We start from the raw sequence: 14,312 nt of genomic DNA, 5'->3' as shown, positions 1-14,312 counted from the left end.
TCGGCCCGGCGGCCCTGCCGCCCGGTCGCCAAGTGCCGCATGACGCGGCTTCGCCAGACGATTGCGAGTCAGCCAAATGGAATTCGAGAAACTGTTGCGCCTGATGGTGGAGAAGGGCGGCTCCGACCTGTTCATCACGGCCGGCGTGCCGCCGTCGATGAAGGTCAACGGCAAGATCATGCCGGTCAGCAAGACGCCGATGTCGCCGGAGATGACCCGCGAAACCGTGCATGGGGTGATGAACGAGCAGCAGCGTCGCGAGTTCACCGAGAACCACGAGTGCAACTTCGCCATCAGCGCTCGGGGGATCGGGCGTTTCCGGGTCAGTGCGTTCTACCAGCGCAACCTCGCCGGCATGGTCCTGCGGCGGATCGAGACCAACATCCCCACGCTCGAAGACCTCAAACTGCCCGACGTGTTGAAGAAGCTGGCGCTGACCAAGCGGGGGCTGGTGCTGTTCGTCGGGGCGACCGGTACTGGCAAATCCACGTCGCTGGCGGCAATGATTGGCTACCGCAACAAGAACACCAGTGGCCACATCATCTCCATCGAAGACCCGATCGAATTCATCCACCAGCACCAGAGCTGCATCGTGACTCAGCGCGAGGTGGGCATCGATACGGAGTCGTTCGAGGTGGCGCTGAAGAACACCCTGCGCCAGGCGCCTGACGTCATCCTCATCGGCGAAGTGCGGACCCGCGAGACGATGGATTATGCCGTGGCGTTCGCCGAGACCGGCCACTTGTGCCTGGCCACGCTGCATGCCAACAACGCCAACCAGGCGCTGGACCGCATCATCAACTTCTTCCCGGCTGATCGGCAGCAGCAGGTATGGATGGACCTGTCGCTGAACCTCAAGGCCATCGTCGCCCAGCAGCTGGTGCCGACACCCGACGGCAAGGGGCGGCGAGCGGTGATCGAGGTGCTGATCAACACCCCGCTGGCCGCCGACCTGATCCGCAAAGGCGAGGTACATGAGCTCAAGGGGCTGATGAAGCGATCCACCGAGCAAGGCATGCAGACCTTCGATCAGGCGCTCTACAACCTCTATGTGCAAGGCGAGATCACCTACGAGGACGCCTTGGCTCATGCCGATTCGGCCAACGACCTGCGCCTGATGATCAAGCTGGGCTCGGAAACCGACAGCGAGCACCTCACCAGCGTGTCCCAGGGGCTGCGCCTGGAAGTCAGTGACGACGATCCGGGCTTCCGGATGCGCTGATGCCGGGCCGGCTCGACGCAACGCCGGGCGCTTCCCGGCCGATGCGCCGGCCGGCGCGTCCTACCAGAGCCGCCGCCTGGCCGGTGCGTCGGTCACCGTTACGTGCGTCGATCAGCAGTTCGCAGATGGCAGTGCCTTCGGGGAGGTCCTTCCAGAACCGCGCCGGCAGACCCTTGAGCAGAGCCTCGCGGTTGACCCGCGCCGGGTTGAAGACGCTGCGGTAATAGGTCTGCCAGAGCGCCTCGTCCGGATCCGCCGTGGTGCGCGCGAGCGCCTGCCAGGTGGGCGGGCAGGGGCTGATCAGCGCGGCCTGGCGACCGTTCCAGAGGGCGGCAGCCTGTGGCGTTGCAATCATCCAGGGCGTCCCGCCCATGCGATTGGCGAAATGCTCGATCGCCAGGTCGAGCACATCATGTGCCGGCTCGTGCCAGGCCACGAAGTGCTCGGCCGGCTCGCCCAGGGGGCGGAAGCGAACGAAGGCATGTAGATGGTGGAGCTCGCGCTGCACCGCCTTTACCCGCCGCTGCAACAGGCTGCCGTCGCGGTCGCCGGCGAGCATCGCGCAGCGGTCGCCCCGGCTGGCACGCCAGAGTACTCGGTAGAGCAGGCTCCAGCGATCCTCGCTGCGAAAACGGGCGGCGAGCTGGAGCAGGGCGGGGAGTTCGCGCGGTATGCGGAGCGAGCCTGCCGGCTCGGTTGGGGGTAAATCCGTCGCCGCGCTGAAGAGCTCGGTCTGGTCGGTGGTAGCGTCCAGCCAGACGACTTCGGATGGCGCTAGGCCTGCCAGCAGGCAGTGGCGGGCTTGCAGACGCCACGCCTCGAAGGTGCCGTCGAAGCGGATCGGCTGCATCACCACAGCTCCAGTTGGGTCGAGTGATCGCGCAGGCGCTGACGCAGGACGGCCGATTCGAGCGTGGCCTGCTGCGGCCGGTAGTCCTGGGTGATGATGAAGGGGGCCGCTTTTTCCACGGCACAGCGCAAACGCTGCAGGTCGGCGTAGCGCAGTCGCCGCTCGCGGCGCAGTTCGACCAGCCGCCGGGCGTTGAGGACCCCAATCCCCGGTACCCGCGCTATCAGCGCAGGCTCGGCACGGTTCAGGTCCAGTGGAAAGAGTGCCCGGTTGGCCAGCGCCCAGGCCAGCTTGGGGTCAATATCCAAAGCCAGGTCGCCAGCTTTCGGTAGTAGCTCCTCGCTCTTGAATCCGTAGCCGCGCAGCAGAAAATCCGCCTGGTAGAGACGATGCTCGCGCAGCAGCGGCGGCGGTTGCTGCGGTACCGAGCGCGGGCTTTGCGGAATGGGGCTGAAGGCCGAATAGTAGACGCGCTTGAGACGATAGGCGCCATAAAGGGTCTCGGCGGTACGCAGGATGGTCCGATCATCGGTCGCGTCGGCACCGACGATCATCTGCGTGCTTTGCCCGGCTGGCGCGAAGCTGGCCGCCCTGTGTTCGGCTTGCGCCTGATGTGCACCCTCGTGAATCACCTTCATGGCCAGGCGAATGCTGCCAGCCTGCTTCTCCGGTGCCAGGCGTGACAGGCTCTGATCGGTGGGCAGCTCGATATTCACGCTCAGGCGATCGGCGTAGCGGCCGGCTTCCTCGATCAGTAGCGGATCGGCATCGGGAATGGTCTTTAGGTGAATGTAGCCGCGAAAGGCGTGCTCCTCGCGCAGCAGCCGGGCCACGCGATTGAGCTGCTCCATGGTGTAATCGGCCGAGCGGATGATGCCGGAACTGAGAAACAGCCCGCTGACCAGGTTGCGCCGATAGAAGTCGAGCGTCAGGCGGACCACCTCCTCCGGCGCGAAGCGCGCTCGCGGCACGTCGCTGGAGCGGCGATTGATGCAGTACTGGCAGTCGTAGAGGCAGAAGTTGGTCAGCAGGACCTTGAGCAGTGAGACGCAGCGGCCGTCGGGCGTGAAACTGTGGCAGATGCCCATGCCGCTGGTCGAACCCAGGCCGTTGCGCCCTCTCGAGCTACGCTTGGGGGCGCCGCTGCTGGCACAGGACGCGTCATACTTGGCAGCATCGGCAAGAATGCTGAGCTTTTCGATCAATTGCATGGCGGGGCACGTGATACTGTTTATGCGTACAGTATCACGCTGCGCGAGCCTTACAACTCCGGCCGGCGAACGGTCGGCAACGAAGGGGGAGAACTCATGTATCAGGACACCCACAGCAAGGTCATTGGCTACCTGCTATGGATCTTCGGCTTTCTCGGCTCGCATCGCTTCTATTACGGCAAGCCGGTTACCGGCACCATCTGGTTCTTCACGCTCGGCCTGTTCTTCGTTGGCTGGATCATCGACCTGTTCCTGATTCCCTCGATGGACCGCGAGGCAGATCTGCGCTTTCAGGCCGGTCCGATCGACTACAACATCGCCTGGATTCTGCTGACCTTTCTCGGCGTATTTGGCGTGCACCGTCTGTATCAGGGCAAGTGGATCACCGGCATCCTCTACCTGTTCACCGGCGGCCTGTTCTTTATCGGGGTGCTCTACGACTTCTGGACGCTGAACGACCAGATTTCCGTGCGCAACGCCGAGCGTCGCGGGCTCTGAAAAAAGCAAAGGCCGGAGCGGGCTCCGGCCTTTTGCGTCACGCCTGGTAGACGAGCTTGCCGTCGACCAGCGTGTAGCGCACCGCGCCGGGCAGGCAATGTCCGAGGAAGGGGCTGTTGCGCCCCTTCGATAGCCAGCGCTCGCCGACCAGGGTCGAGGCGTTAGGGTCGAACAGCGTCAGGTCCGCGGCTTCGCCTACCGCCAACCGGCCTACCGGCAGCCCGAGGGCCTGTGCCGGGCCGGACGCCAGCCGGGCCAGTAGGGTCGGCAGGTCGAGCAGGCCGTCCTGCACAAGCGTCAGGGCCAGTGGCAGCTGGATTTCCACGCCACTGATGCCAGGTTCGGTTTCACCGAACGGTGCCAGTTTGGCATCGGCCTCGTGCGGCTGGTGGTGACTGGCGATGGCGCCGATCACGCCCGCGCGCACTGCCTCGCGCAAGCCGTCGCGGTCGGCCAGGCTGCGCAGCGGCGGTTGCACGTGATACAGGCTGGAAAAACCGTGCAGCGCTTCGTCGGTGAGAATCAGTTGGTAGAGGGCGACGTCGGCCGTTACCGGCAGGCCGCGGGCCTGGGCGTCGGCAATCATCTGCGCGCCGCGGGCGCTGGTCAGCTGGGTGAAATGCGCGCGCACGCCGGCGCGCTCGACCAGGAGCAGGTTGCGCGCCAGGGCAACCGTTTCGGCCGTCTCGGGAATCCCGGCCAGGCCAAGGAAGCTGGCGGCCGGGCCCTCGTGAGCGAGGCCGCCGGCGGCCAGGTCGCGATCCTGCGAGTGAATGACCACCGTCAGGTCGAACGTCGCGGCGTACTCCAGCGCCCGGCGCAGGTTACGCGTGCTGCCAAACTCGGTCAGCCCGTTGCCGAAGGCGACGCAGCCGGCGTCGCGCAGCGCGACCAGCTCGGCCAGCTGTTCGCCGGCCAGGTTGCGAGTCAGGGCGCCGATGGGGAACACCTTCGCATGGCCGGACTCGCGGGCCCGGTCGAGAATGAGTTCGGCAACCGCGGTAGTGTCGAGTACCGGCTTGGTGTCCGGCGGGCAGCACAGGCTGGTCACGCCGCCGGCTGCGGCCGCCAGGGTTTCGCTGGCAATGCTGCCTTTGCGGCTGTAGCCCGGTTCACGGAGCGCCACTGACAGATCCACCAGGCCCGCCGTGGCGACCAGTCCGCCAGCTTCGATGCGCTGCTCGGCGGCAAAGCCTGCCGGTGCGGTGCCGATGGCGGCGATGCGGCCGTTTTCCACATGGATGTCGGCGATCTCGTCCCGCCCGCTGGCCGGGTCGATGACGCGCGCGCCGAGGATGCTCGTCAGCATCGGGTCTGCTCCTCGGTGAGATGTTCGGATTCGAGCTGGCGCTGGGCGGTCTGGCCGCTCATCGCCATGGACAGGACGGCCATGCGAATGGCGATGCCGTAGGTGACCTGGTTGAGGATCACCGATTGCGGGCCGTCGGCGACGGCGGATTCGATCTCGACACCGCGGTTGATCGGTCCAGGGTGCATGACGATGGCATCGGGTCTGGCCAGGGCAAGACGCGCAGTGGTCAGGCCGTAGAGGCGGTAGAACTCACCTTCGCTCGGCAGCAGCCCGCCCTGCATGCGTTCGCGCTGCAGCCGCAGCATGATGATCACGTCGACGTCGCGCAGGCCCTCGTTCATATCGTTGAACACTCGCACCCCATACTGCTCGAGCCCTTCGGGCAGCAGGGTGCGCGGGCCAATGACGCGGATGTCGGGGCAACCCAGGGTGCGCAGGGCCAGCATGTTCGAGCGCGCCACCCGCGAATGCAGGATGTCGCCGACGATCGCGACCGAAAGGTTTTCGAAGCTGCCTTTGTGTCGGCGGATGGTCAGCATGTCGAGCATGCCCTGGGTCGGGTGCGCATGGCGGCCATCGCCGCCATTGATCACCGCCACGTTGGGGCTGACATGTTCGGCGATGAAATGTGCCGCGCCCGACTCGGCGTGCCGCACTACGAACATGTCGGCGGCCATGGCCTCCAGGTTACGCAAGGTGTCGGTCAGCGTTTCACCCTTGCTCGTCGAGGATGTCGAAACGTTCAGGGTAATGACGTCGGCTGACAGGCGCTGGGCGGCCAGCTCGAAGGTTGTGCGGGTGCGCGTCGAATTCTCGAAGAACACGTTGCACACCGTCTTGCCGCGCAACAGCGGAACCTTCTTGACGGCCCGTGCGCCGACTTCGAGAAAGGAATCGGCCGTATCGAGGATTTCGGTGAGCAGTTCGCGGGACAGACCGTCCAGCGAGAGGAAGTGGCGCAGCTGTCCGTTGTCGTTCAGCTGCAGCGGGCGCTTGGCAGCGGTAGGCATCATCGCGGGATCTCAGTTGGCGGCGTCGAGCGTCTGGAATTCGAGTGCGAGTGGCGCAGGGCCGAGCAATTTTACCCGCTGGTCAGCGGGCAGCGACAGCGTTGCACCCACCACATCGGGCCGGATCGGCAGTTCGCGTGCATCGAGGTCGAGCAGGCAGACCAGGGTGACACTGGCGGGGCGGCCGTAATCGAACAGTTCGTTCAGCGCGGCACGAATAGTACGGCCGGTCATCAGCACATCATCGACCAGTACCAGATGTTGCCCCTCGATCTCGAATGGCAGTTCCGACGGGCGCACCTGCGGGTGCAGTCCGTTCTGCGTGAAATCGTCGCGATAGAAGGAGACATCGAGGATGCCCAGGGCCGTTTCCCGGCCGCCGGCGGCTAGCAGCGCCTGGGCGACCCAGACGCCACCGGTGCGAATGCCGACGAAGCGTGGTTCGGCGATACCGCGGCGCGACAGATGATCGTCCAGTGCCGCGGCCATTTGTGGCAGCAGCTGGTCGGGGTTGGGCAGGTTCATGCGGTCTCCTTGAAATCAGTCATGCTGGCCGTGCTGGTCAAGCCAGCCTTCCAAAAGCAGTGCGGCAGCCAGCGCATCCACCGGGCGCTCGCGGTAGCCGCCACGCTGGCCCTGGTGCAGGCGCTGGCCCTTGGCCTCGAATGTGGTGAGGCGCTCGTCGTGAGTGTGCACGGGCAGGTTGAAGCGACCCTGCAGCCGGCGGGCAAATCTGAGCGCGCGCTCGCTCATTTCGCTGGGCGTTCCGTCCATGTTCAGTGGCAGGCCGACGACGATCGCATCGGGCTGCCACTCGCTGACCAGCCTGGCGACCTGGTCCCAGTCCGGCACGCCGTTCTGCGCCTTCAGGACACAGAGTTCGCGCGCCTGGCCGGTGACGGCCTGGCCGACGGCTACGCCGATCTGTTTGGTACCGTAGTCGAAGCCGAGTAGCAGTCGCGGCGCGCTCATGCATGGCCCGCCTGGCTGCTGAGCAAGGCGAGATCGATGCCGAGGCTGGCGGCCGCGGCCTTCAGGCGCTGTTCGTGCGGCAGCTGGAAGAGGATGTCGTGCCGAACCGGACAGCTGAGCCAGGTATTGTCGGCCAACTCCGCTTCGAGCTGGCCGGCATCCCAGCCGGCGTAGCCGAGGGCGACCAGGTAGTGCTGTGGGCCGTGGCCGTCGGCGATAGCGAACAACACATCCTGCGACGTGGTCATGGCCAGCTCGCCCAGTGCAAGGGTGGCCTGATAGCTGTGGCTGCCCGGATGCAGCACGAAGCCGCGATCGGTCTGGACCGGGCCACCGGCAAACACCGGCAGGCTCTGGCAGATGATCGGGCAAGGCTCGTCCGGGCGCAGTTGCTCGAGAACGTCCGCCAGATTCAGGCCGCTCGGGTCGTTGACCACCAGCCCCATCGCGCCTTCCGGGCCGTGCTCGACGACATAGATCAGCTTCTGGGCAAAGTTGGGGTCGGCCATGTGTGGCATGGCCATCAGGAATTGATGCTTGAGGTAGCTTGGCGCGGTGTTCTTCATGCCGGCTAGCTTAAGCGCTGGGCGGGCGGCCGGCTACTGGGTGGTGCGAACCGACCCGGGTCAGCGGCTGGAGAGGCGGTCGCCGCGTTCGAAACGCCAGGTCCGGATGATTTCCACCTGATCGAACTTCTTCGCCAGCTCGCCGCTGAACGGCGCGAAGGGGGCCGCGAGCCGAACGATGCGCATGGCGGCGTCGTCCAGCAGCTTTTGTCCTGACGATTCGATGACGCGCAGTTCCTGTACCGTGCCGTCACGATTGATCGTCACGAGCAGCCGCAGGCTGCCGTAGATGCGCTGGCGCCGGGCTTCGTCCGGATAGTTGAGGTTGCCGATGCGCTCGACCTTTTTACGCCACTCGTCGCGATACCAGGCGCTGATGTCGCGCATGGTTGCCGCGCTGTTCTGACGGTTCACCCGCGGGCGCTTGGCATAGCGCTCGATGTCTTGCGCAAGCTCGGCCTCGAGGCTGGCAATCTCGGCGCTCAGTTGTGAGGAGTCGAAAGCCGGCGTCGGTTGAGGTTCGGGCTGGGGTTTTTCCTGGCGCTTGACCGGTGTCTTGTCCGGCTGTGGCGCGCGCGTCGCGACTGCAGCCTTGGGCGCTTCCTGGCGCACCGAGCGGGGCGGAGTGGCCGGCGGTGACACCTTGCGCACCTCGGTGTCGTGAAATGGCGCCTGCTCGGTCGTTTTGGGCGCTGCCTTGTGCTCCAGCGTACCGCTGCCCTGCTGGTTGTCCTGTGCGAGGAAGTCGGCCTGTTCGGGCTGCTTCTCGCTGCGAAACGTGGACAGCGTGATTTCCAGCGTCTTGCTGATCGAGCGCGGCTCGCTCAGTGAAAAGCCGAGCCCGAGGATCAGCGCCACATGCAATACCGTTGCGACAAACAAGGTGAAGCCCAGACGATCCGCAGGGCGCACCTGAGAAGGTTGGGGGGTGGGCTGACGGGCTGCTGCGTTCATCGCTATGGGGTCGGTTCGAAGTGCGGCGCAGTCTGCCGGCTTTGGGCTTCAGGCTGCAAGCGCGGCGCTCAAAGCTGTTAGCTGGTTCAAGCTTGCAGTCTGGCTGCGATGACATCCATGAGCCGCTCACCGATTCGCGTATCGAAGGCATTATCGATCTCGCGGATACAGGTCGGACTGGTGATGTTGATTTCGGTCAGGTAATCGCCAATCACGTCCAGGCCGACGAACAGCAGCCCGCGTGCGCGTAGTTCCGGTCCTACGATCGACGCGATCTCGCGGTCGCGTTCGGAAAGCGGCTGCGCCACGCCGCGTCCGCCGGCCGCCAGGTTGCCCCGCGTTTCCCCAGCCGCTGGGATGCGCGCCAGGCAGTAAGGCACCGGTTCACCGTCGATCATGAGGATGCGCTTGTCGCCGTCCTTGATCGCAGGGATGTAGCGCTGCGCCATGATCTGCCGGCTGCCGTGCTCGGTCAGTACCTCGAGCATTACCGAGAGGTTCGGGTCGCCCTCGCGATGACGGAAGATCGATGCGCCGCCCATCTCGTCCAAGGGTTTGAGAATGATGTCACGATGCTCCGCGGCGAACTGACGCAGAATGTCCGAGCGCCGGCTGACCAGCGTCGGCGGGGTGCACTGTGGGAATTGGGTGGCAAAGAACTTTTCGTTGCAGTCGCGCAGGCTCTGCGGACGATTGACTACCAGCGTGCCGGCCTTTTCAGCGAGTTCGAGTAAGTAGGTAGCGTAAACGTACTCGCTGTTGAACGGTGGGTCCTTGCGCATGAGGATGACGTCCAGCTCGGCGAGCGGCGCGTCGATTTCCTCACCCAGCTCGAACCAGCGCTGCGAATCATTGAACACCCTGAGCGAACACATCCGCGCGCGCGCCTGGCTCTGCAGCTGGTAGAGGTCGCGCTGCTCCATATAGTGCAGTGACCAACCGCGCGCCTGTGCGGCAAGCAGCATGGCAAGCGAGCTGTCCTTCTTGAAGGAGATCTGCGCGATGGGGTCCATGATGATTCCGACGCGAATGGTCATGTGCGTTGCTCCGGCGGTTGGCAGGTTTGTGCCTGGGTTCGACCGCGGCAGATTGGCGTCGGTTGAGCACTGGGTCAAGGAAAAAACAGCCACTTGCGGCGTCGATGGCATGCCGTCAATCGACTGTGCTACAAAGGCTTGCGCTCGTGCCGATGCCCCAGCATGCGGCGGCTCGCACTGCGCGAAGAACGAACGAAGATTGATTCACCGAGGCGATGGTAGGGCGAAATGGAACAGCACTCCGAGGGCTTGAAGGTCATGGTGATCGACGATTCGAAAACGATTCGTCGGACCGCTGAAACCCTGCTGAAAAAGGTAGGGTGCGACGTCATCACCGCGGTGGATGGATTCGATGCATTGGCCAAGATCGCCGATACCCACCCCCGCATCATCTTCGTAGACATTATGATGCCCAGGCTGGATGGCTATCAGACCTGTGCGCTCATCAAGAACAACAGTTCCTTCAAGTCGACGCCGGTCATCATGCTCTCGTCCAAGGACGGGCTGTTCGACAAGGCCAAGGGGCGGATCGTCGGGTCTGATCAGTATCTGACCAAGCCGTTCAGCAAAGAAGAGCTGCTCGGTGCGATCAAGGCCCATGTGCCGGACTTCGCGCCAGTGGAGCAGGCATCCTGAACCTTGGCATAGACTTGCCGCTGAAGCCTTTGTAACGGAGATAACATGGCCCGCGTTCTTATTGTTGATGACTCGCCGACCGAAATGTACAAGCTGGCTGCGATGCTCGAGAAGCATGGCCACGTAGTGCTCAAGGCCGAGAACGGCGCCGACGGCGTGGCCCTCGCGCGGCAGGAAAAGCCCGATGCGGTTCTGATGGATATCGTGATGCCGGGGCTCAACGGCTTTCAGGCCACGCGCCAGCTGACCAAGGATGCGGAAACCAGTCACATTCCTGTGATCATCGTCACCACCAAGGATCAGGAAACCGATAAGGTCTGGGGCAAGCGCCAGGGGGCCAAGGATTACCTGACCAAACCGGTGGACGAGGCAACCCTGCTCAAGACCCTGAACGCCGTGCTGGCGGGCTAAGCATCGCGCACGCGGACAAGGGAATGGCCGGTATGTCGGAACAGCAGACACCCTTCCAGCGATTGCTTGAGCTTGATGCGCGGTCGCGCGCATCGGCTGCCGGTTTGCCCTCGCAACAGGAGGCGGTGCAGACCTGGGGGGGGATCGGATTTCGTATGGGCGGGCGGCTGTTTGTCGCGCCGATGGGGGAGGTCAGCGAAATTCTCCACGAGCCTCGTTTCACCGCTCTGCCAGGCGTCAAGGATTGGGTGAAGGGAGTGGCCAACGTGCGAGGCCGGCTGTTGCCGGTAATGGATCTGTGCGGTTACCTGGGGTACGAGTTGGCGCCACTGCGTAAGCAGCGGCGGGTGCTGATCGTCGATCACCAGGAAGTTTTCGCGGGGCTGACCGTGGACGAGGTCTTCGGCATGCAGCATTTCCCGGTGGAAGCCTACTCCGAGGAGCTGCCGCCAGTGGAAGCGGCGATCCAGCCTTTCCTGCACGGTGTTTTTCAGCGCGAGCAGCCCTGGTTGGTGTTCAGTCCGCACGCTCTGGTTGGGCATCCGTCATTCATGGATGTGTCGTGCTAAACGGATGAGTTGTAGGCGAGGTCGGCCTTGGGCCGGCCTTTTGGTTCTTGATGGAAGCGTACTGGGGGCCAGGCGGGGGCTCGGATAATGAGAAAGATCAATGCCAATGCTTTGTTGAGCGGAGTGCGGAGCAACACGCTCATCACGGGTCTCTTCGTCGTTCTGATCGTTGCCATCGTATTGCTGTTCGCGAACTTCGCGTACATCAATACGCAGGCCGATTACGACAACGAATACATCGCCCATGCTGGCGAGCTGCGAGTGCTGTCCCAGCGTATCGCGAAGAACGCGGTTGAAGCCGCGGCCGGTACGCAAGAAGCCTTCGTGTCTCTCAAGGAAGCACGCAACGAATTCGACAAGCGCTGGGGCTACCTCGCTCAGGGCGATGAGGCCATCGGCCTGCCGCCTGTGCCGCAGTCGCTGGCGACCGAAGTCGAGGCCGTGCAGCAGGACTGGAACACCCTGCGCCGCGACACCGACGCCATCCTGGCGAGCGAGCAGACCGTACTCTCACTGCATCAGGTCGCCACGACGCTCGCCGAGACGATTCCGCAGCTGCAGGTCGAATACGAAGAGGTGGTCGACATCCTGCTCGAAAGCGGCGCACCCGCTGCGCAGGTTTCGGTCGCTCAGCGCCAGTCCTTGCTCGCCGAACGTATTCTTGGCTCTGTCAACAAGGTACTTTCCGGCGACGAGGATTCGGTACAGGCGGCGGACATGTTTGGTCGCGACGCCAGCCTCTTTGGCCGGGTATTGAATGCGATGCTCGAAGGCAACGTTGCCATGGGCATCTCCAAGGTGTCCGACGAGGAAGCCCTGGACCGCCTGGGCGAGATTTCCGAGTTGTTCCAGTTCGTCTCCGGTTCGGTAGACGAAATTCTCGAAACCTCGCCTGAGCTGTTCCAGGTGCGTGAGTCGGCGAATAGCATCTTTGAAGTCTCGCAAACCCTGCTCGACAAGACCTCGGCGCTGTCCGGCGGTCTGCAGGCGCGCGCCGATGCGCGCTACCTGAATACGCTTGCTGGCTATGTGCTGGGTGCGCTGGCTCTGGCGGCGATCATCCTGATCGGTCTGGTCATGGTTCGGGAGGCCCGTCGGCGTCTCAGCGAGACGGCGGAGAAGAACGAGCGTAACCAGGCCGCGATCCTGCGGCTGCTCGATGAAATCGGCGACCTCGCAGACGGCGACCTGACGGTGGCAGCGACCGTGACCGAGGATTTCACTGGCGCCATCGCCGACTCGATCAATTACTCGATCGATCAGCTGCGCGAACTGGTGGCGACGATCAACCAGACCGCGGTGCAGGTGTCCGGTGCGGCCCAGGAAACCCAGGCAACCGCGATGCACCTCGCGGAGGCTTCCGAGCATCAGGCCCAGGAAATCGCCGGGGCTTCGGCTGCGGTGAACGAGATGGCGGTGTCCATTGACCAGGTATCGGCCAACGCCGCGGAGTCCTCGGCGGTAGCAGAGCGCTCGGTAGCCATCGCCAACAAGGGCAATGAGGTGGTGCATAACACCATCACCGGCATGGACAACATCCGCGAGCAGATTCAGGACACCTCCAAGCGAATCAAGCGTCTCGGGGAGTCGTCACAGGAGATCGGGGACATCGTCAGCCTGATCAACGATATCGCCGACCAGACCAACATCCTCGCGCTCAACGCCGCGATCCAGGCATCCATGGCGGGCGATGCGGGTCGTGGCTTCGCGGTGGTAGCGGACGAGGTTCAGCGTCTGGCAGAGCGCTCCTCGGCGGCTACCAAACAGATCGAGGCGCTGGTCAAGACCATTCAGACCGACACCAACGAGGCGGTGATTTCGATGGAACAGACCACTGCGGAGGTGGTGCGTGGAGCGCGCCTGGCGCAGGACGCGGGTGTCGCCCTGGAAGAGATCGAGAAGGTATCCAAGACGCTTGCGGCGCTGATCCAGAACATTTCCAACGCGGCGCGTCAGCAGGCATCCTCGGCCGGCCACATTTCCAACACCATGAACGTGATCCAGGAGATCACTTCGCAAACGTCCTCGGGTACCACCGCTACGGCGAAGAGCATCGGTAACCTCGCGAAGATGGCCAACGAGATGCGTCAGTCGGTTTCGGGCTTCACCTTGCCGGAAACGAACGGACAGGCCTGAGCGCTGGGCGATGGCGGCTGAACCTGCCGTCGCCGGTCTTGAACGAGGGCACGACATGCAGCCGCAGTTTGACTGGTCGCTCGAACCCCCGGTCGATATGTCGCTCACGGAATTTCGTGATTGGCAGATGCTGCTCGAAGAGCGCTCCGGCATGGTGGTGAACGAGGGGCGTCGCGCCTTTCTCCAGACAAACCTCCGGGCGCGCATGCGCGAGGTCGGTGTCGGTGATTACGCGAGCTATTACCGGCGGGTGACCGACGGTCCCCGCGGCGCGGTGGAGTGGTCGACCCTCATGGATCGGCTGACGGTGCAGGAAACCTGTTTCTTTCGGCATCCGCCCTCGTTTTTCGCCCTGGAGACTTACCTGGCCGGCCGCCTGGCCCGCGAAGGGATGCGCAGACCCTGGTCGCTGTGGAGCGTTGGTTGTTCCAGCGGCGAAGAGACCTATTCCATGGCCATGAGTGCAGCCGAGGTGCTGCGTGAAGCCTCGGTTAGCGGCAGTTTCGGCGTCACCGGGACGGATATCAGCCTCAGCGCGCTGGGCAAATGCCGTGAGGCGACTTACGCGGGCAGGCGCCTGGAGCAGGTCCCGATTGAGCGTAGGGAACGCTACTTTCAGAGCGTCGCCGACAGTCGCTTCCAAGTCACCGCTACGCTGGCCTCGCGCGTCTGCTTTGCGAAGCTGAACGTGCTGGACCTGGCCGACGCGCCAATGTCCGGCCTCGACGTCATCTTCTGTCAGAACCTGCTGATCTATTTCCGACGCTGGCGTCGGCGCGAGATCCTCAATCGGCTCGCTGAACGGCTTGCGCCTGGCGGCTTACTGTTGATCGGGGTGGGCGAAATGGCAACTTGGCAACATCCGGACCTGACGCCGTTGGACGACGATCGGGTTCTGGCCTTTATCCGGAAAAAACAATGAGCGGAG

At 63.9% G+C, this 14,312-nt stretch carries 16 protein-coding genes; 7 read left to right on the top strand and 9 right to left on the bottom strand.

Features of this window, described 5'->3' with window-relative positions:
- Positions 1-76: 76 nt before the first annotated feature.
- Positions 77-1,222: a PilT/PilU family type 4a pilus ATPase gene (locus CL52_RS18740; RefSeq protein ID WP_041108398.1), complete on the top strand. Its 1,146-nt coding sequence runs from the start codon at positions 77-79 to the stop codon at positions 1,220-1,222.
- Here the strand turns inward: CL52_RS18740 and CL52_RS18735 are convergent.
- Positions 1,188-2,072, bottom strand: coding sequence for a TIGR03915 family putative DNA repair protein (locus tag CL52_RS18735; protein ID WP_043222413.1), 885 nt, complete (start codon positions 2,070-2,072; stop codon positions 1,188-1,190). The genes CL52_RS18740 and CL52_RS18735 overlap by 35 nt on opposite strands.
- Entirely contained in the window at positions 2,072-3,283 is a 1,212-nt protein-coding gene (locus tag CL52_RS18730) for a putative DNA modification/repair radical SAM protein (RefSeq protein ID WP_043222410.1), read from the bottom strand. The genes CL52_RS18735 and CL52_RS18730 overlap by 1 nt, the downstream gene beginning before the upstream one ends.
- A 96-nt stretch (positions 3,284-3,379) precedes the next feature.
- On the opposite strand from CL52_RS18730, the gene CL52_RS18725 reads away from it, so the two are divergent.
- On the top strand, positions 3,380-3,781 hold the full coding sequence (locus CL52_RS18725; RefSeq protein ID WP_041108393.1) for an NINE protein: 402 nt from the start codon (positions 3,380-3,382) through the stop codon (positions 3,779-3,781).
- A gap of 37 nt (positions 3,782-3,818) precedes the next feature.
- Here the strand turns inward: CL52_RS18725 and CL52_RS18720 are convergent, their stop codons facing one another.
- The 7 genes from CL52_RS18720 to gshB form a co-directional block, all read right to left on the bottom strand.
- Positions 3,819-5,090 carry a dihydroorotase gene (locus tag CL52_RS18720; protein WP_043222405.1) on the bottom strand — a complete coding sequence of 424 codons (1,272 nt, stop codon included), beginning with the start codon at positions 5,088-5,090 and terminating at the stop codon, positions 3,819-3,821.
- Positions 5,084-6,106: an aspartate carbamoyltransferase catalytic subunit gene (locus tag CL52_RS18715; RefSeq protein ID WP_041108389.1), complete on the bottom strand. Its 1,023-nt coding sequence runs from the start codon at positions 6,104-6,106 to the stop codon at positions 5,084-5,086. Before CL52_RS18715 ends, CL52_RS18720 begins: the two co-directional genes overlap by 7 nt.
- Before the next feature lie 9 nt (positions 6,107-6,115).
- Entirely contained in the window at positions 6,116-6,628 is a 513-nt protein-coding gene (gene pyrR / locus CL52_RS18710; RefSeq protein WP_043222401.1) for a bifunctional pyr operon transcriptional regulator/uracil phosphoribosyltransferase PyrR, read from the bottom strand.
- Between the two features lie 15 nt (positions 6,629-6,643).
- Complete coding sequence (ruvX, locus tag CL52_RS18705; protein WP_041108385.1) at positions 6,644-7,075, bottom strand: Holliday junction resolvase RuvX; 432 nt, start codon at positions 7,073-7,075, stop codon at positions 6,644-6,646.
- Positions 7,072-7,641 (bottom strand): YqgE/AlgH family protein, encoded by a 570-nt coding sequence (locus tag CL52_RS18700; protein ID WP_041108383.1) that lies wholly within the window; start codon positions 7,639-7,641, stop codon positions 7,072-7,074. Before CL52_RS18700 ends, ruvX begins: the two co-directional genes overlap by 4 nt.
- A gap of 60 nt (positions 7,642-7,701) precedes the next feature.
- A complete protein-coding gene (locus tag CL52_RS18695) occupies positions 7,702-8,595 on the bottom strand; it encodes an energy transducer TonB (RefSeq protein ID WP_043222397.1) in 894 nt (297 codons plus the stop codon).
- Positions 8,596-8,681: 86 nt separating this feature from the next.
- Positions 8,682-9,632: a glutathione synthase gene (gshB, locus tag CL52_RS18690; RefSeq protein ID WP_041108379.1), complete on the bottom strand. Its 951-nt coding sequence runs from the start codon at positions 9,630-9,632 to the stop codon at positions 8,682-8,684.
- A gap of 228 nt (positions 9,633-9,860) precedes the next feature.
- On the opposite strand from gshB, the gene pilG reads away from it, so the two are divergent.
- The 5 genes from pilG to CL52_RS18665 all read left to right on the top strand — a co-directional run bounded on the left by pilG (position 9,861) and on the right by CL52_RS18665 (position 14,306).
- Positions 9,861-10,268: a twitching motility response regulator PilG gene (gene pilG, locus CL52_RS18685; protein ID WP_003282729.1), complete on the top strand. Its 408-nt coding sequence runs from the start codon at positions 9,861-9,863 to the stop codon at positions 10,266-10,268.
- A gap of 45 nt (positions 10,269-10,313) precedes the next feature.
- A complete protein-coding gene (gene pilH / locus CL52_RS18680; RefSeq protein WP_041108377.1) occupies positions 10,314-10,679 on the top strand; it encodes a twitching motility response regulator PilH in 366 nt (121 codons plus the stop codon).
- Positions 10,680-10,711: 32 nt separating this feature from the next.
- Complete coding sequence (locus CL52_RS18675) at positions 10,712-11,248, top strand: chemotaxis protein CheW (protein ID WP_041108376.1); 537 nt, start codon at positions 10,712-10,714, stop codon at positions 11,246-11,248.
- 87 nt (positions 11,249-11,335) lie between these two features.
- Positions 11,336-13,384: a methyl-accepting chemotaxis protein gene (locus tag CL52_RS18670; protein WP_041108374.1), complete on the top strand. Its 2,049-nt coding sequence runs from the start codon at positions 11,336-11,338 to the stop codon at positions 13,382-13,384.
- Positions 13,385-13,439: 55 nt separating this feature from the next.
- Entirely contained in the window at positions 13,440-14,306 is an 867-nt protein-coding gene (locus tag CL52_RS18665; RefSeq protein ID WP_043222393.1) for a CheR family methyltransferase, read from the top strand.
- Positions 14,307-14,312: the final 6 nt, after the last annotated feature.

Origin of the sequence: Stutzerimonas balearica DSM 6083 (assembly GCF_000818015.1) — a bacterium.
GTDB lineage: Bacteria > Pseudomonadota > Gammaproteobacteria > Pseudomonadales > Pseudomonadaceae > Stutzerimonas > Stutzerimonas balearica.
This window is presented reverse-complemented; position numbering and strand designations above follow the sequence as displayed.